The 17,886-nt window shown below is 61.5% G+C and carries 14 protein-coding genes; 5 read left to right on the top strand and 9 right to left on the bottom strand.

The features are described from left to right. The first annotated feature begins 142 nt into the window (after nucleotides 1-142). Nucleotides 143-349 (top strand): rhodanese-like domain-containing protein, encoded by a 207-nt coding sequence (locus ACFFP0_RS18085; protein WP_377263435.1) that lies wholly within the window; start codon nucleotides 143-145, stop codon nucleotides 347-349. Nucleotides 350-505: 156 nt separating this feature from the next. Here the strand turns inward: ACFFP0_RS18085 and ACFFP0_RS18080 are convergent, their stop codons facing one another. Genes ACFFP0_RS18080 through ACFFP0_RS18040 form a run of 9 tightly spaced genes read right to left on the bottom strand, consistent with a single transcriptional unit; the run spans nucleotide 506 to nucleotide 12,899 of the window. Beyond that, nucleotides 506-1,285: a sulfite exporter TauE/SafE family protein gene (locus ACFFP0_RS18080; RefSeq protein ID WP_377263434.1), complete on the bottom strand. Its 780-nt coding sequence runs from the start codon at nucleotides 1,283-1,285 to the stop codon at nucleotides 506-508. Continuing rightward, nucleotides 1,282-2,655 carry an MmgE/PrpD family protein gene (locus tag ACFFP0_RS18075; protein WP_377263432.1) on the bottom strand — a complete coding sequence of 458 codons (1,374 nt, stop codon included), beginning with the start codon at nucleotides 2,653-2,655 and terminating at the stop codon, nucleotides 1,282-1,284. The genes ACFFP0_RS18080 and ACFFP0_RS18075 overlap by 4 nt, the downstream gene beginning before the upstream one ends. Next, on the bottom strand, nucleotides 2,652-4,349 hold the full coding sequence (locus ACFFP0_RS18070) for a hydantoinase B/oxoprolinase family protein (protein ID WP_377263431.1): 1,698 nt from the start codon (nucleotides 4,347-4,349) through the stop codon (nucleotides 2,652-2,654). The genes ACFFP0_RS18075 and ACFFP0_RS18070 overlap by 4 nt, the downstream gene beginning before the upstream one ends. Then, nucleotides 4,349-6,433, bottom strand: a complete 2,085-nt coding sequence (locus tag ACFFP0_RS18065; RefSeq protein WP_377263429.1) for a hydantoinase/oxoprolinase family protein — start codon at nucleotides 6,431-6,433, stop codon at nucleotides 4,349-4,351. The genes ACFFP0_RS18070 and ACFFP0_RS18065 overlap by 1 nt, the downstream gene beginning before the upstream one ends. A 9-nt stretch (nucleotides 6,434-6,442) precedes the next feature. Beyond that, a complete protein-coding gene (locus tag ACFFP0_RS18060; RefSeq protein WP_377263427.1) occupies nucleotides 6,443-8,215 on the bottom strand; it encodes an ABC transporter ATP-binding protein in 1,773 nt (590 codons plus the stop codon). After that, nucleotides 8,208-9,095: an ABC transporter permease gene (locus tag ACFFP0_RS18055; RefSeq protein WP_377263425.1), complete on the bottom strand. Its 888-nt coding sequence runs from the start codon at nucleotides 9,093-9,095 to the stop codon at nucleotides 8,208-8,210. The genes ACFFP0_RS18060 and ACFFP0_RS18055 overlap by 8 nt, the downstream gene beginning before the upstream one ends. Further along, on the bottom strand, nucleotides 9,092-10,075 hold the full coding sequence (locus ACFFP0_RS18050) for an ABC transporter permease (RefSeq protein ID WP_377263423.1): 984 nt from the start codon (nucleotides 10,073-10,075) through the stop codon (nucleotides 9,092-9,094). The genes ACFFP0_RS18055 and ACFFP0_RS18050 overlap by 4 nt, the downstream gene beginning before the upstream one ends. Beyond that, entirely contained in the window at nucleotides 10,072-11,310 is a 1,239-nt protein-coding gene (locus ACFFP0_RS18045; protein WP_377263421.1) for a M20 metallopeptidase family protein, read from the bottom strand. The genes ACFFP0_RS18050 and ACFFP0_RS18045 overlap by 4 nt, the downstream gene beginning before the upstream one ends. Nucleotides 11,311-11,318: 8 nt before the next feature. Further along, nucleotides 11,319-12,899, bottom strand: coding sequence for an ABC transporter substrate-binding protein (locus ACFFP0_RS18040; RefSeq protein WP_377263420.1), 1,581 nt, complete (start codon nucleotides 12,897-12,899; stop codon nucleotides 11,319-11,321). Between the two features lie 311 nt (nucleotides 12,900-13,210). Between ACFFP0_RS18040 and ACFFP0_RS18035 the strand changes: the two genes are divergently transcribed. The 4 genes from ACFFP0_RS18035 to metB are packed head-to-tail and all read left to right on the top strand — an operon-like array spanning nucleotide 13,211 to nucleotide 17,852. Further along, nucleotides 13,211-13,948, top strand: coding sequence for a GntR family transcriptional regulator (locus tag ACFFP0_RS18035; protein ID WP_377263419.1), 738 nt, complete (start codon nucleotides 13,211-13,213; stop codon nucleotides 13,946-13,948). Between the two features lie 3 nt (nucleotides 13,949-13,951). After that, nucleotides 13,952-15,295 (top strand): MmgE/PrpD family protein, encoded by a 1,344-nt coding sequence (locus ACFFP0_RS18030; RefSeq protein ID WP_377263418.1) that lies wholly within the window; start codon nucleotides 13,952-13,954, stop codon nucleotides 15,293-15,295. 2 nt (nucleotides 15,296-15,297) lie between these two features. Further along, entirely contained in the window at nucleotides 15,298-16,698 is a 1,401-nt protein-coding gene (locus ACFFP0_RS18025) for an MmgE/PrpD family protein (protein ID WP_377263417.1), read from the top strand. Further along, nucleotides 16,695-17,852, top strand: coding sequence for a cystathionine gamma-synthase (gene metB, locus ACFFP0_RS18020; protein ID WP_377263416.1), 1,158 nt, complete (start codon nucleotides 16,695-16,697; stop codon nucleotides 17,850-17,852). Before ACFFP0_RS18025 ends, metB begins: the two co-directional genes overlap by 4 nt. Nucleotides 17,853-17,886 lie beyond the last annotated feature (34 nt).

Genomic DNA, 17,886 nt, shown 5'->3' with positions numbered 1-17,886 from the left:
CCCATCACCCGCACTTGGCCTACCCTCTGCAACCCCGGCCAGCGCCGGGCAGGCCAAGCGCTGATCGTCTACAGGGGGGTGAATATTGGACGCCGATAAGGCGTCAACATTCCGCGCCGATTGACAGACGGATGGCCGGGTTTTGCCTATCGCACAGCTTCGCGATAGGCTTGCTCCCATCATCGGGGGAGACGAGCAGGAAATCGGCGTTTATTGTGGCAGCGGCGTTTCTGCTGCCTACCAGATTGCGGCCCTTGCGGCTTTAGGGCGCCTCGCTTCCCTTTATCCGGGGTCCTGGTCGGCGTGGTCTGCGGATCCGGAGCGGCCGGTCCAGATTGGGACTAGGTGATCCTTCATACCTAGCTCGTGGTAGACTGATGGGCATTCTTCTGGATTTTCGTTGGAACATTACAAGCCGGAATTCGGCCTCTGATTTAGAACATCAGATCGAGCTTAATCTATGGCCGTTCCGATTGGGAATATCGCTTTTCAGGGGACGTGGATTTCACTTCAGTAGCGGTAAGATTTCGGCGGCCCCGGACAAGGCCGTCCAGATGATCTGCACGCCGAGCAATGTCATGGTGATTTTGAAGGCCAGACGGAAGAACCGCTCGGGAAGATTATCCAGAAAAACGGACCCCAGCCATGTTCCGAGAACGCCGCTCGCAATCATTGCCGCCAGCAAAGGCGCCCATTGCGCATAGGCAAAGCCCATGAAGCCGAATGCCAGAATCTTCAGGCCGTGCTGCGCGACCAGACATGCGGCATGGGTGGCTATCAGGGGTTGCTTGGTCAGCCCGCGCGAAGACAGCAACGCCGCCACCAGCGGTCCCGTCGCACCGACGATCATTGTCGCGACCGAGGTGATCGCACCGCCAATCGTCAGGAGCGTCCTGCTAGTGCCTGTGGGGCGTGGTCTTGCTCCATAGACGGACCATAGGATGAATGAGCCTAATAATATTTTTGCGACGAACTCAGGGATCATCATCGATATTTTGCCGCCCAGGATCACGCCTATGATGCTGCCGAGCATGAAATAGCCGATAAGCGGCCAGATCAGATAGCGCCGCTGAATGACGCTACGGCCGAAATTCGAGCCCAGTTGCACGATGCCATGCACGGGCAGAAGGGTGTTGACCGGCAGGCCGATGCCCATGATGGCAAGCATGGCCACTCCACCGCCCAAGCCGAGCGCGGCGGTGAGCGCCGAAGTGAAGAAACTCGAAAACACCAGAATGCCGGCGAATAGCGGGCTTACGTCGAGCGGGATGAAAAATTCGGTCATGATGCTTGAGCTTCTCTCGAACCGGCTTTTTGCAGGAGATTGAGCGCGGGCTGTCTCAGCGCTTCCAAGAGCGCCGACGCCTCAATATCTTTCAGGCCGGTGCAGGCGCGAAAGATGTCTTTGCCGTCACGGCCGGCGATGCGCAGGCAATCGTCGAATTTCTGGATGAGGGCTGTCGCCGGAGCCGGATTGTCGAAATGTCCATATGGGTGGGTGATGCGCGGACTGCTTTCGCGCCGGCCATCTGGGAAGACGAGGCTGACCTGATCCCAGGCGGCATAGCCGTCGAGTTCGGGGTCTTTGTCGTCCGCTTCAATACGCTCGACCCTAGCCATGGCCGCACGTAAAACAGGGTCCGCCAAGCCGGTTTCCGTCATATCCGACAGGCCCAGTTTTCCATGCAGCAGCATATGCGCAACGCAGAATTCCAGACTGAAACGCGCCTGCGCCACCGTTTGCGGCGTGCGATAGCGCAGAATTTCCGAATGCCGTGGACTGAGCCGCACTTCAATCGTCGTGTCGCTCGGGATTGCAGGCAGGCGATCATGCAAAGCCTGCGCCGCATCCAGCGCCCGATGGGCGGAATAGCAGACCGGATAGCGCTTGACGCTTGGGCTTCGTACCGCCAGCATCCATTCGCCGCCGCCGATGTTCAGCGGTCGGACGAGGTCGATTTCTCCATGCGGCGAGAAAGCCGACAGGTAGCCTTTGGGCACTTCCAGAACGGGTGCGGCATCAAATCCGGCTTCAGCCATCAGGCCAGCCATCACGCCGGCGCGTGCCGCCGCTCCGGCGTGGAACGGCTTGGCCATGGAACCGAAATTCGCGGTCAGGCCGCTTGCCTGCGTTGCGCCGAGCGACAACGCCACCGCCGCCTGCCGGGCATCGAGCCGTAACAGTGAAGCGACCGCCGCCGCGGCAGCGACAGAGCCCGTCACCGATGTCGGATGAAAGCCGCGCGCATGGGCAAGCGTCTTTTCGCGGCTGGCCAGTTCCGCCCAGACCTCATGGCCCAGAACATAAGCGCGGATAAGGTCTTTCCCCGAAAGTCTGCCTACGCTTCTCGCTGTCGCAAGAATGGCTGGAACCAGCACGGCGCTCATGTGTCCGCCAAAACCCACATCGTCGTAATCGAGGGCATGGGCGGCTGTGCCGGACAAAAGCGCGTCGGCGGCGGGGGCGTCTGCCTCGTATCCGGCACGCGGCAATGTCCGGGCCAGCGCCTGAACGGGTGCCTCGCTGTAGCCTGCCAGCATCACACCAATCGTGTCGAGAAAGGCCGCGCTGACGCGCTCCGTAACCTGTTGAGGAACAGGCAGCGGTGCGGCGATCAATTCGCCCAGGGCGCGGGTTAAGGAGAAGGGTGTCATCTGGCCGCCCTGAGTGCCGCCGTCACATCCGCATCGAGCTTTCCATCAGCGGAAACCACCACCCCGTAATCGTTGCGGGCGGCTTCAGGGCTGACATATCCAAGCGCCACGTCATTCGTCACTCGTTCTGCATCGCGGTCGAACGGGCTGCCATAACCGCCGCCGCCTGGCATTTCGATCACCAGCGTTTCTCCCGCCGGGATCGTTTGCGTTCCTTTGCCGCGCAGCGCCGCGCCGGAAGCGAGATGCAATCGTCCGCGTGCTCCCGCCTGGCCGCCGCTTCGGCCCCGAGCCGGGTTTTCAACCCGCTCGAAGCGCGCATAAAACGTCATCGGCACATCGAAGCGGTTGCTGATTTCCATGATTTGTCCCAGACCACCGCGCTGGCGTCCCGCGCCGCCGCTATCGGGACGCAATTCCTTGCGCCAGACCACCAGAGACGTGATCGATTCTGTCACTTCGATTGGCACATTGCGCACCCCGGAAGGGAACGGCGTCGCCGACAAACCATCGAGCGTCGGCCGCGCGCCGGCGCCGCCGGAATGGAACATTGTCACCATAAAACGCTGTGCGGCGTCATGTTGCGCCGCAGCCAGACGGACATTCCACAATGTGCCGGTACTTTCGGCCGGAATGCGTTCTTTGAGAGCTTGCTCAAAACAGCCGAAGACAAGATCGGGCAGAAACATGCCGATGGTGGAGCGGGCGACGACCGGACGCGGCCAACTGGCATTCGCGATACAATCGTCCGGCGCGGTAATCGTCACGCAGGACAGTGTACCGGCATTGTTCGGCAGGTTCGGCGCAACGATGCACTTCACGCCGAAGGACGCGTAGGCCTCTGTATAGCTCAAGGGGCAATTGATGCCGAAACGCGATGCTTCCGATGTGCCTTCCATATCGATATGGATGCCGCTCTGATCGACCCGTAGTCGCGCGCAGAGCGTGATCGGTGCTTCGAATCCGTCCAGTTGTATGCTGTTCGACCAGGTACCATGCGGTAGATTGCCGATGGCTTCCATCATCGCCTTGCGGCTGCGGGCCAGGATCTCCGCGCCGATCTCTTCCAGATCGTCGAGATCATATTCGTCCAGGATGCGCAGCAGGCGGCGCGCACCGACGTCATTACATGCCGCAAGGGCGAAGACATCGCCCTCAACCTGGGTGGGTTCGCGCACGTTTGCGCGCAGTATCTGCAACAGGCTCTCGTTCAGCACGCCCTGATCGGCAAGCTTCATGATGGGGATGAACAGCCCTTCGCCATAAACCTCCCGCGATTCAGGCGATGGCCCGTTGCCGCCGATATCGACCACATGGGTGGTGCAGGCGAACAGCGCGACAAGCTTTCCCTTATGGAAGACCGGCGTGACGACGCTGATGTCGAGCAGGTGTCCGGTCGCCTTCCACGGGTCGTTGGTTATGTATGCGTCACCGGGCTTCATCGTCTCGACCGGGAAGACCTTGAGAAAATGACGCACGGAATTGGCCATGGAGTTGACGTGGCCGGGAGTGCCGGTAATCGCTTGCGCGAGCATTTCGCCGCGCACATTGAAAACGCCAGCCGAAACGTCGCCTGCTTCACGTGTCGAAGTGGAAAAACCGGCGCGGATGAGGCTGCGGGCCTGTTCCTCGACGGCTGCGATCATGCGGCTCCATACGATTGGCAGGCGGATGGTGCTGGCGGTGCCGGCCATTATTTGACCTCCGACGTGAGAAGAATGTGACGTCCCGGCAGAATCCGGGCGGTGAAGCCAGCAGGAACGACCGTATTGGTTTCCGCTTCGGCAATGACGGCGGGGCCGTTGATGATCGTATCCACGGGAAGATCATCTCTCAGATGGATCGCTGCGGGAGCATCTTCCAGCGTGACCGGATCCGCCAGTGATTGATAACGGCGTGGCGGTGGCGCGGCCAGCGGTGTATCAGCTTTTGCGGGCAGGGGGCGGGAAGCCGAGGTTTGCCCGCCCGCAGCCAGGGTCCAGGTCACGCATTCGATGTCCATACCCGGAATGATGCGGCCGAAATGCCGGTGATATTCGTCTTCAAAGGCAGTGCGTATCCGCTCGGGGATATCCGCGTACGTGGTATCGGGCAGGGGGATCTGCACTTCATGGCCTTGGCCGCGATAGCGGGCATAGACGGTGCGCTGCTGCTGGACGATCTCGGTGTCGCCGAGGATGACATGCGCTTCGGCAGACAGATCGGCGAACAGCTGTTGCATCGCGCCGATATCGAAATCCTTGAGCGGCAGCAGACGGGTGCGGGCCAGTTCGCAGGCAACAGGCGCGATCAGAAAGCCGTGGGCCGAGCCGACGCCTGCACCAAAGGGAACCACCACCCGGTCGATCCCCAGTTTGCGGGCGATGCGCGCTGCGTGCATTGGCGCGGCACCTCCAAAAGCGATCAGCGTCCGCCCGTCCGGCTCGACACCGTTATCGGTTGCGTGTACGCGCCCCGCATTGGCCATGTTCTCATCGACCACTTCGAGCATGGCGAGCGCGGCCGCGCGCGCGTCGATGCCCAGAGGTTCGGCTATAGCCCGTGTCAATGCTGCCTCAGCCAGTTGCACGTTCGGCATGATCTTGCCGCCGGCGAAGCTCTGCGGGTCTATCCGCCCCAACAGCAGATCGGCGTCCGTTACCGCCGGCTGCGTTCCACCACGGCCATAGCTCGCCGGTCCCGGTTCTGAGCCGGCGCTACGGGGCCCGACCGTGACCAGGCCCAGGGTATCGACCGCGCCGAGCGATCCGCCACCAGCGCCGATCTCGACCAGATCGATGACCGGAACACGCATGGGAAGCCCGCTGCCGCGCAAATAGCGATAGGCCCGTGCCACTTCGAGGTGACGACTATGATGCGGTTCGCCATTGTCGATGAGCACGAGCTTTGCGGTCGTGCCGCCCATGTCGAAGGCAATCGCAGCGTCGATTTCAAGCATCCGGGCGATATGGGCGGCCAGGACGGCCCCACCGGCGGGGCCGGATTCGACCAGTTTGATCGGCTCGACACAAGCGCGCTCCAGACTGGTCAAACCGCCTGCCGAGGTCATCAGCATGACTGGCGCGGTGATGCCCAGATCGCGAAACTGTTGGGCCAACCGCTTCAGATAGCTTTCCATGATCGGCTGGACGAAAGCATTGGCGACCGTGGTGGTCGCCCGCTCATATTCGCGGATTTCCGGGCAGATCGTCGAGGACAGTGTGACTGGTATGTCCGGTAGCGCCTCTGCAAGAATATCGCTAACCCGGATCTCGTGGGCCGGATTGGCGTAACTGTGCAGGAGGCAGACCGCTACGGCTTCAATCGCCTCGGCCCGCACAATAGGCACGAGCGCGCGCACGCTCGCCTCATCAAGTTCGCGCAGGACGGACCCGTCGGCGACGATCCTCTCATCGACTTCCAGCCGCAGATTGCGCGGGACGAGCGGAAGCGGCCGCTCCATATTAATGTCGGAAACGTCGAAGCGATGCTCGAAGGCGATTTCAAGCGAATCGCGAAAACCCTTCGTGGTGACGAGGGCGGTCTTGGCCCCGGTGCGCTCGATCAGCGCATTGGTTGCCAGCGTCGTTCCATGGACGACATGGCCAATATCGGCGGGCGCCACTCGGGCCTGTGCCAGAAGATCGCGAACCCCGCTCAGCACCGCCTGTTCCGGCGCGGCATGGGTCGTCAGATATTTGCCGGACAGGAACTGTTCCGGCGCGGTCTCCAGCACGATGTCGGTAAAAGTGCCGCCTATGTCGACGGCCAGTCTGGGGCGATATGAGGTCATGGACATTCTGTTTCGTCAGTCTTGCGAGGGAGAAAGGGGCGGTTGCATCCCGGTGTCGATTTCAGGATCGAGGATGAAATGCTCCGGTTCGACTGCAACCATCCGGGACGGCGGAGCCATGTAGTCACGCGGACGGAGTGGATTGGGGATCTCTTCGGCGGAAAGGGGCCGGCGCAGATGCCTGCGCGCGGGGTTCATTACTGGAACCGCCGACAGCAGCCTGCGTGTGTAGGGATGCGCCGGATTACCGAAGATCGCCGCGCGCGGGCCAATTTCAACGATGCGCCCCATATACATCACCGCGACGCGATGGCTTATGCGCTCGACCACCGCCATATCATGGCTGATGAACAGGAATGCGATTCCAAAACGCTGTTGCAAATCCATCATCAGATCGATGACCTGAGTCTTGATCGACACATCCAGCGCGGAGACTGCCTCATCGGCGACGATCAATCTTGGATTGAGCGCCAGAGCGCGCGCGATGCAGATGCGCTGGCACTGGCCACCTGAAAGCCGGTGAGGGAAGCGCGCTACGAGATCGCGCGACAGGCCAACCTGATCGAGCAACTGCATGACGCGGGCATTCACCTCGGCACGGCTCAGAGCTCCGTGCTGCAACAGAGGTTCCGCGATTGCGTCACCGACGCGCATGCGCGCGTCGAGGCTGGCTATCGGATCCTGAAACACCATCTGGGCGGAGACATCGCTGCCAGCCATCGCGACCGTGCCTGCGGCGGGCGTCGTCAGGCCCATGATGGTTCGCGCCAGTGTCGATTTTCCGCAACCCGATTCGCCGACGATTGAAAGCGTCTCGCCTGCCTCCAACAGGAATGAGACATCCTCCACTGCATGAACCCGGCCCTGTATGCGATTGAGCAGGCCACCGCGCGCGTCGAAACGCACCCGGATATCTTCAACCGAGAGGACAGGTTTTGAGGATACGCCACTATCTGTCCGGCCTACGGGTTGGACAGGATGCGCCGCTTCGCCAAGCTGCGGCACAGCGGCAAGTAATTCCCGGGTATAAGCGGCCTGCGGCGTGGTCAGCAGCGTAGCCGCGTTTCCCGTTTCGACAGCGCGGCCATGACGCATGACCAGTATTTGGTCGGCCATTTCCGCAACAACGCCCATGTCATGAGTGATGAACATCACCGACATGGCTTCTTCGTCCTGCAACGCCTTGATCAGATCGAGTATCTGCGCCTGGACCGTGACATCGAGCGCGGTGGTCGGTTCATCGGCGATGAGAAGCCGGGGACGGCAGGCAAGGGCCATGGCAATCGCCACGCGCTGGCGCATTCCGCCGGACAGTTGATGCGGATAATCGTCAAGCCGCCGCTGCGCCGCCGGAATGCGCACCCGGTCAAGCAAGCGGACCGCTTCGCGGCGCGCCTCGGCATGCGGCAACACGCTGTGCGCGCGTAGCATCTCCACCAACTGAAATCCGATGGTCAGGGTCGGATTGAGGCTCGCTTCCTGAAACACCATCGCCATGTCGCGTCCGCGTATCCGACGAAGGTTGCTTTCCGGCAGGCCAAGAATTTCACGCCCGTCGAGATTTATACTGCCGCCGATCCGGCTACGACGATGCGGCAGCAGCCCCATGACCGCATTGGCCGTCACGCTTTTGCCGGAGCCGGATTCGCCGACGATGGCCAGCGTTTCGCCCCGCTCGATCCGAAACGACAGATCGTGCACGATGGGCTGCCAACCGTCTTCCCCCGAGAGGGCGATGTTCAGCGCGTCGACGGCAAGAACGGGAGATGTCGTCCGGGTTTCAGTCATCGTCGTTTCCCGGATTGATGATTGCGCGCAGGCGGTCGCCGACAACGTTGATCGACAACACGATCAGCAGCAGTGCGACGCCCGGAAACAGGCCGATCCAGTATTGCCCGGCAAACACATATTCGTAACCGTTGGAAATGAGCAGGCCAAGGCTCGGACGGGTGATCGGCACGCCGACGCCCAGAAACGACAGCGTTGCCTCAAGCGAGATGGCGCGGGAGACGAGCATCGTCGAAATCACGATCAGCGGCGGCAGGCAGTTCGGCAGCAAATGGCGCAGAACGATCTTCCAGCCTGGTATGCGCATCGTTTTTGCGGCGGCAATATAGTCCTTACGGGTCTCGACCATGGCGGCGGCGCGGGCGGTGCGTGCAAAAGCGGCCCATTCCACGATCACCAGCGCCAATATGACATTGCCAACGCCCTTGCCAAGAAAGGCAAGGATCATCAGCGCCACCAATATGGTCGGAAAGGAAAGCTGGAGGTCCACAAGCCGCATGATCGCGTTGTCGACCTTCCGGCCGGAATAGGCGGCGAGCAACCCGATCATAGTACCGATGATGGCGGCAAGCGACGCGGCGACGATCCCGACCAGCAACGACACTCTCAATCCGTAGAGGATTGCCGACAGCATGTCGCGGCCCTGATCGTCGGTTCCGAGCAAGAAGGTCTTCCCATCCATCGATTGCCCGCCCGGCGGCAAGAGCCCGTCAAAAATGCTGATTCCGCTGAGGTCGTAAGGATTTTGCGGCGCGACCAAGGGCGAGAAAACCGCAGCCAGAACGAACAGAAGCGCCACCGCAAATGCGAAGATGGCGAAGGGCGAGCGGCAGTACGCGCCGATCAGGCGATTGAATGAGCGGGTTTGTAGCGTATTCACGTCCGCTGACCCCCGATCTGCTGGCGCACGCGTGGATCGAGCTGGCCATAGATGAGATCGACAATCAAATTGATGAGGACGAACATGACGACGATAAGCATCAGGTAGGCGACCATGACCGGCCGGTCGAGAACGCCGATGCTATCGATGATCAGTTTGCCCATGCCGGGCCACGCGAAAATCGTTTCGGTCACCACCGAAAAGGCGATTAGCGAGCCGAATTCAAGCCCGATCACCGTCACAACGGGGATCATAACATTGCGCAGGACATGGACGAAAATCACCCGCGCAGGCCCAAGTCCCTTGGCGCGCGCCAAACGCACATAGTTGAGCGGCATCACCTCGCGCACGCCGGCCTGTGTCATGCGCAAGACGAGTGAGGCCTTGAACAGGGCAAGATTGAGTGCCGGCAACAGTATATGCCGCAATCCCTCCCATGACAGGAAGCTCCATTGAATGCCCAGAACGGTTTGGGTCGGCCCGCGGCCGCCGCTCGGCAGCCAGCCGAGATGGACTGAGAAGAACATGATGAAGAGAAGCCCGACCCAGAATGTCGGCAGCGAGAAGCCGACGATACTGCCGGACATCAACAGCCGGGAGAACAGTGTGCGTGGATACAATCCGGCGACAAGACCGAGCGGCACGCCGACCAGAACGGAGATCAGCATCGCCGTCACGGCGAGTTCGAGTGTGGCCGGTAGACGTTCCAGTATGATGGCAAAAGCAGGCCGGTTGTGGACATAGCTGACGCCGAAATCGCCGGAGGCGAAACCGCTGAGAAAATGCAGGTATTGCCGCCACAGCGGCTGATCCAGACCGAGTTCTGCAATGATGCGGGCCTTTTCGGCCTGATCGGCCTGTGGCGAGATCATGATGTCGACCGGATTGCCGATCACGTTGACGCCAATGAAGACGATCACGGTCATGATCAGAATGACGACGATCGCTTGCAGCAGTCGTTGCGAGATAAGGGCGATCATGCGTCGCCTCTCGCGGTCGTTGCGAGCGTCTCCGGCAAAGTTGTGGTGATTTGGGCGGTAACCGCAAGGGCTGCAGCCGACATGGAGGCAACGCCGGATGCGATTGCGCTTTCGTCCGGCTGCACGGTTGCCGTATGGAGGCGGTCATTGCGTCCCGCAGTACCCGCGCCGATACCGAGGCGGAACGATTGGCGCCCTTCTGCAAGCCAGGCGAAGTCCTCGCCGCCCATTCCGCCTGGAATGTCCATGATGACACCGCCAAGCTGTCGGAACACTGCTTCGCGGATCGGCGTCTGAAATGCGTCGTCGTTGACCTGCGCGGGAACGCCGGTCTCAAGTTCGAAACGGCATTCGAGCCGGTGCAGGGTTTCGGTGGCGGCGCATAAACGGCGGATCGCGGCAATGGCGGCTTCATGATGTGACGCGCCGCGGGAGCGTACGGTGCCACGGATGAGGGCCGTATCGGGAATGACGTTGGGGCTTTCGCCTGCCAGGAAAGCGCCTATGGCGATGACGCAAGGCGTGGCCGGGTCGAGTTCGGTCGCGGGAATTGTTGAAATCCTGGCGACGAGATCGGCCCCAGCCAGAATGGGACTGCGCGCCTGATAGGGCCGCCCCGTATGACTGCCGACGCCACTCAGGACGATTTTGAAGAGGTCGATGGCGGCTGTTGTCGTGCCGCGCACGATGCCGATGCGTCCGGCCGGCAGGTCGGGACGGATATGATAGCCAAGAACCGGCCCGACGCCGTCCAGCACACCGTCATTCATCATGGCCCTTGCCCCAAGAAGGACTTCTTCCGCAGGCTGGAAGATGACACGGAAGGCCGCATCGGTCTTGAGGTTCGACAAGACGGCCGCGACGCCGACGGCGATGGCGCAATGCAGATCGTGGCCGCAGGCATGCATCTTGCCCGCCGTCTGGCTGGTATAGGGCAGGCCGGTTTCCTCATGGATCGGCAGCGCGTCCATGTCGGCGCGGATCAGGACGCGAGGACGGTTCCCGGCTTCACCGATATCGACGGCGACGCCCGTGCCGCCGATACCGGTCTTGGCAGCAAGCCCCATTTCCGAAAGCGCTTCGACGATACGGGCCGCCGTGCCGTGTTCTTCAAAGGCAAGTTCGGGAGCGGCGTGGATTTCCCGGCGCAAGGCGACGAGACGCGGCTCGGTACGTTTGATTATCGCGGCGATATCGTCCTTGAAATCGCTAGACAACGCCTGCGCTTGTGTCATGCGGGATATCATCCCTGCACGTCCATGGCCAACGTGCGTTCGTCGTCGCGGCCGGAGAAACGCAACGGGTCGCGCAACCCCCAGACGGTGATTGGGTGATAGAGCGGAATGACGGCGATGTCTTCAATCGCACGGCGGCTCGCCTCGGCATAAAGCGTGGCGCGACGTTCTGGATCCATCGTCACCATGGCCTTGTCGAGAATCTCGTCGACTGCGGGATTGGAATAATGCAGGCGGTTGTTGGCGCCGTACCCGCGTTTTTTGTCGACGGTGTGGATCACGTTGCGCAGGGCATGAGCTATATCCCCCATGCTCGAGCCGTAGCCGACAAGGAAAAAGCTGTAAGCAGAGTTGCCATTCTCTCCGCCACTGGTCGCGCGCTCGTAGAAGACGCTGGCCGGCATGGTTTCGACTTCGACTTCCACCCCGATGCGGGCCAGCATCTGCGCGACCGCTTGTACAACAGCGGCGTCGCGGATGAAGCGGTCGTTCGGCCCATGCAGCGTGACCTTGAAGCCATCGGTCAGACCGGCCTCGGTCAAAAGCGTCTTGGCGCGTTCGATATCGACGGACGGCAGTTTCAGATCAGGCGCCGCGCCGAATACCTTTTCAGGCGCAAGCTGCACTGCAGGAACGCCGTTGCCGGACAGGATGCGCTCGGAAATCGCCTTACGGTCTATGGCCAGGGAAAATGCCTGCCGCACCCGCAGGTCGCGGAAGGGATTGGGTATCTCGCTGCCATCCTTGCCTCGCACGAAGGGCGTAGACGCACGTTCCTGATCGAGAGCCAGAAAGATCGTTCGGTTTGGAACGCCGCGCGCAAGCGAAAAGCCCTCGGCTTTTTCAAGGGTTGCGACGTCCGAAGGCGGCACATTGTCAATCAGACCCACATCGTCGGCGCGAAGGGCCGCCACACGCGCGCCTCCAACCGGGATCGGGCGGATGATCACGCGCGCGAATGCCGGACGAGGGCCCCAATAGGCGTCATTGCGTTCGAGCACGATGCGATTGCTGAGATCAGCCTGAACCACCCGGTAAGGGCCGGTGCCTATCGCGGCGCGGCCGGAATTGTAATCGTCTGTCTTAGCCCCCTCGCCATGTTTGCGCGAGATGATTGCGGTTGTCGCAAGCTCGTCGGGCACGATCGGATTGGGTTTTTCCGTCTTTACGAGGAACACACGATCGTTGACCTTCTCGATGACCTTGCCGCTGAGATAGGAGCGCATATTGAAGATGGCGCCCGGCACGTTCTGCGCCCGCTCGACCGTGAAAATGATATCATCAATGGTAAGCGGCGAACCGTCCTGAAATTTCACGCCATCGCGCAACGTGAATTCCCATGTCAGGTCGTCAACGGTGCGCCAACTTTCCGCCAGTCCGGGGACAATCGTCTGATCGGCTCGAATATGCGTGATGCGGTCGTAGATATGCTGCGCCAGCGCGTTGTTCTGGGCGACCAGATGCCAGTGCGGGTCGAGCGAGGTCGGTGCGGTTGAAAAGCCGATGACCAGGTCGCCATTCGGCTCGGCCGCCAAAACCTGCCCGCCGGTAAGCCAGGGTAGGACGGCGCCCGCCGTTAGCGAAGCCATGAAAGTTCTGCGGGAAATGGGCATGGGAAACCTCGATCGCTACCTGTTTTCTTGCCTCAAAGACCAACATAAAAAACATTTGTATGCAATCGCACTTATAAAAAGAAAAAATGATGCTAATTCCCTGCGTGGCGCCGATAGTAGTCTACTAATTTTGTGCATTAAGTCGCAATTTTGTGCGCTGAAACAATGTTTCGCTAGAAAGCCAGGCGGCGCATTCGTTTTGATGCAGATAAGAACAATTGTATTTCGATCATGCATGTGAGATGTTTTCGGGAGTGATACCGCAGCCGGACGTTCCGGGAGAGGCAATGATGACGCGCAAGACATCCGCAGCGTCCGGGCTGAAGCCCGGCAAGTCCGAGCGCGCCCAGGGAAAAGATCTGCCGTCCAACATCTACGACCTTATCCGGCAGCAGATACGCCATGGCACTCTGGCCATCGGCGAAAGAGTGACGGAGCAGGAATTGGCCGCGCGTTTCGGCGTGTCGCGTACGCCGGTGCGTGACGCCATCGCGCGGCTTGAGGCAGATGGGCTTTTGACCAACGAACCTCGTCGAGGACTAACGGTCACGCAGCTGTCGCACCAGCAGATCGTCGAGGTCTATAACATGCGCGAGATCCTCGAAGGTTCGGCGGCGCGGCTTGCGGCACAGGCCGCCAGCGACATGGAACTCGCCACGCTCGCGGACATCAATGAACGCGAAAAGGAGAACCTGTCCGATTTCGACGTGTTGCGGGATCTTAATCGGAATTTCCACCACATGATCATGCTGGCGGCGCACAACCGCTACCTGTTGCGCTCGGCAGAGCAGATGTCAGGCACGATGTCGGTGCTGCCGAGCCTGCTCGATCACGAAGGACGCGCCCGGCTTGCGGCGGCGGAGCATCAGGCCATCGTCGAGGCGCTCCTGCATCGCGACCGCGATGCGGCGGAAGCCGCCGCGCGCGCCCATGTGCGCGCCTCACAGAAACACCGAATGATAATGCGCCTGCAATCCCCCGAAATCGCCGGGGTCGTCGCCGGCGAAGTCCAGGATAATGACTGAAGAATGACACAGGCAGAACAGACGATAGCGCATTCGATGGCGGGTAACATTCTCGCTTTTTCCGAGCGCGGGCTTGATGCGGAAACGCTGGACCATGCGAGGGCCGCCATTCTCGACACGATCGGGGTAACGCTTGCGGGCAGCCGGCATCCTGCCGTTGAACTGCTGCTGGATGCGGTGTCCTTGTCGGCCGCGCCGGGCGCTGCGCGGGTTTTCGGGCGCGATATCACGCTGAATCCGCTGGACGCGGTCTTGCTCAACGGCATGGCGGGGCATGTTCTGGATTTCGACGATGCCAATTCCCACCTGCATGGTCATGCGTCGGTGGTGGTCCTGCCAGTCATTCTGGCGCTAGCCGATCAGCGCGGCGCGGATGCCGCAACGATCCTGCGCGCTTACGTGACGGGATATGAAGCCTGCGCGCGTATGGGCGATGCGGTCGGACGGCGTCAATACACGCTTGGCTGGCACCCGACCACCAGCATCGGCATTTTCGGCGCGGTGGCGGCAGCGTCCGTCATGCTGGAGCTCGATGTCGATGCAACCGCCATGGCGCTGGCGATCGCCGCATCCCATGCCTCCGGGATCAAGTCCAATTTCGGAACGCCGACCAAACCGTTGATGGTCGGACAGGCCGCGCGTAACGCGCTGATGGCGGCGCTGCTGGCCGAGCGCGGATTTACCGGCGGCAAAGCGGCTTTCGAACACCCGCAGGGCTATTTCGCGGTTTATAATGGCGCTCCGGAAAACTGGACATCCGCGCCTCTGACCGAACCATGGACGGATGTGCCGCGCATCGATGACCGGGAGAAGTCGATACAGTTCAAGCGCTACCCCTGCTGTTACGCGCTGGCTGCCCCGATCGACGGCATACTGGACCTGCGGGCGCGGGAGAGTATCGATCCGTCAGCAATCGCGCATGTAAGCGTCGCGGTGCATCCGATCCGTTTTCCGCATATCGACATACCGAAGCCCGAAACGCCTTTCGCTGCCAAGTTCAGCACGACCTATTGCGTCGCCCGCGCGCTGGTCGGCGGCACGATCGTTCTGGACGATTTCGAGGAGGCCTCGCGCTTCAACGATCCGCTGACGCGCCAGATCATGGAGCGGACCGAACTGGTGCGCCATGAGGACTCCGTCACCAATCGCGCATTCGTGACGATCCGCATGACTGACGATCGCGAATTCAATGTCGACGTGGCGCAGCCGCTTGGGGCTACCTATGCCAACCCTTTGCCGGCGGAGGTCTTGCGCGAAAAATTCATTGCCTGCGCCGGGCGCGTGCCGGGTCTCGATCCAGTCGCTTATTACACCCGGCTATCATCTGAAATCGGCGGAAAGGCGTAGCGATGTCGAATATTCCACGCGGGCAGGCGTTGGCCCGATATGTTGCTACAGGTCGTGGGCGCTTATATCCCGAAGCCGTCTTGCACGAAGCGCGCCGGGCGCTGGTGGATACGCTCGGACTGATGCTGGTTGCGGCCCATGACGAGCCGGTCGAGCCTGTTCGCCGCACGGTCGAGCGCTGGCAGGCGCATGGCGATGCCCGCATCGTTCTGGGTGGGACGACCACCCCGGCGCTGGCCGCGCTGATCAATGCGACCGCGGTTCACGCAATGGACTTCGACGATGTGCATTATCTGGGCGCTGGACATCTGAGCGGGCCATGCTGGTCTTCCGCTCTGGCCATGGGGCGGGCGTATGGCGCGTTAGAGCAGGATATTCTGAGCGCCTTTCTGACCGGCTTCGAGGTGATGGCCCGGCTTGGCGGCGGCGGTGTGCCGGGCGTCGGCCGCAGCCTGCAACGGCGCGGCTTTCATCCGACTTCCGTGGTCGGCCGCATGGGCGCCGCCGCGACGGCATCGGTCATCCATGCGCTGGATGAGGAGCGCGCCCTTCACGCCCTGTCTCATGCGGGCACCACGGCGGGCGGATTGTTGGCCTCGTTTGGAACACATGGCAAGCCGTTTCACTCCGGCAAGGCGGCGATGGACGGTATCCTGGCGGCGGATATAGCCGCCGATGGCTATATCGGTGCAAAAGTCATGTTCGAGGAGCATGGCGGTTGGCTCGATGCTTTCATTCAGGATCATCAGGTGGAGATTCCGCCCGTCGATGACTTCGAGAGCAATCATGAAATATTGCGCAACGGCTACAAGATACTGGCAAGCTGCCGTGGCACACATGCCGCGACGCAGGCGGCGCAGGAACTGGCGGGACAAATCGCCGGGCGGACGATCCGGCATGTGAAGGTTTTCGTCCATCCCGGCGCGCTGGTGACGGCGGGCAAGCGCGCGCCTGAAACCTGTCTCGACGCGAAGTTCAGCGTCTCCTTCTGCGTGGCCATGGGGCTTCTGGGCTATCGGCTGGCCTTTTCCGATTTCACTTCGGCGCTGATGCGGCGCGGCGATCTGGCCGAACTGGAGCAGCGGGTGGAACTGGTGGTGGTGCAAGGCCAGTCTCCAGCTTCCTCGCAGGTCGAAGTGGGACTAGACGACGGCAGCCTGCTGAGCGGAAGGACGGAAATCATGGCCGGACACCCGGACAATCCGGTCGGCGATAAGGTTCTTGCGGACAAGTTTCTCGGTCTGGCCGCGCCGGTCATCGGCGATGCGGCGGCGAATGAACTTTTACAGGCAGCCTGGAACTTCGGCACGCCCGGCACGCTCGCGCTCGTTGACAGGCTGATTGCCGGAAACAGCCGAGACATCGCAAGATTCTACTCCTTGACGCGAGCGGCTTCAGAATGACCCGGAAACCTGATCCAAGAACGATAGCGGCGACGCAGGGCGTTGCGACAGACACACGCTACGGTGCGGTGGTGCCGCCGCTTTATCTGTCCACGACCTACGCCTTTGCCGGATACGATCAAACGAGCGGCTATGACTATTCCCGCGCGACAAACCCGACACGCGATCTGCTGGCCGAAACGCTGGCCGGTCTTGAGGGCGGGGCGGGCGCAGTCATCACGGCGAGCGGGATGGCGGCTGTCGATCTGCTGTTGTCGAGGCTGCGCCGGGACGATCTGGTCATCGCGCCGCATGATTGTTATGGCGGCACGTGGCGGCTGCTGGTGGAACGCGCGGCGCGTGGAGATTTTCGGGTATCCTTCGTAGATCAGGGCGATGACGAGGCCTTGAAGGAGGCGCTCGGCCAAAAGCCCGCGCTGGTCTATATCGAAACGCCCAGCAATCCACTCATGCGGATCATCGACATCCGCAAGGTCGGTGCGCTCGCGCATGGGGCGGGAGCGAAGGTCGCCGTCGATAACACGTTCCTGTCGCCGGCGCTGCAGCAGCCGATTTCACTGGGCGCGGATTATGTCGTGCATTCGACGACGAAATTCATCAACGGTCATTCCGATGTCGTTGGCGGCGCGGTGATCGCGGCCGATCCCGAAGAGGCCAAGGCGCTGATCTATTGGGCGAATGTCGTCGGCTCGATCGGCGCGCCTTTCGACGCCTATATGACGCTGCGCGGCGTGCGCACCCTTTTCCCGCGCATCGCCCAGCAGGAGGCCAACGCCCTTGCGGTCGCCCGTTTCCTGCTCAGGCGCTCCGAAGTGACGGCGGTGCATTATCCGGGACTGGAAGACCATCCCGGTCACGACCTCGCCCGCGCGCAGCAAAAGGGTTTTGGTGCGATGCTCAGCTTCGACCTTGCGGGCGGTATCCCGGCGGTTCGCGCTTTCGTCGAGGCGGTGCGGGTGTTCACCCTTGCCGAGTCGCTTGGTGGCGTCGAAAGCTTGATCGCCCATCCGCCGACCATGACCCATGCCAGCATGGATCCCGAGGTCCGGCATGCGGCCGGAATCGGCGACGGCTTGCTGCGCCTGTCCGTTGGGCTGGAAGCCGAAGCCGATCTGATCGCGGGGCTTGAGGCCGGCTTCGCGGCAATCGGCTGAACATGGTCGGGGCGGGCAGCCCGGAGAGGCAAGA

Source organism: Neorhizobium puerariae (genome assembly GCF_042429745.1).
Taxonomy (GTDB): domain Bacteria; phylum Pseudomonadota; class Alphaproteobacteria; order Rhizobiales; family Rhizobiaceae; genus Neorhizobium; species Neorhizobium puerariae.
The sequence above is the reverse complement of the archived record's forward strand: the minus strand, read 5'-3'. Positions and strand labels throughout refer to the sequence as shown.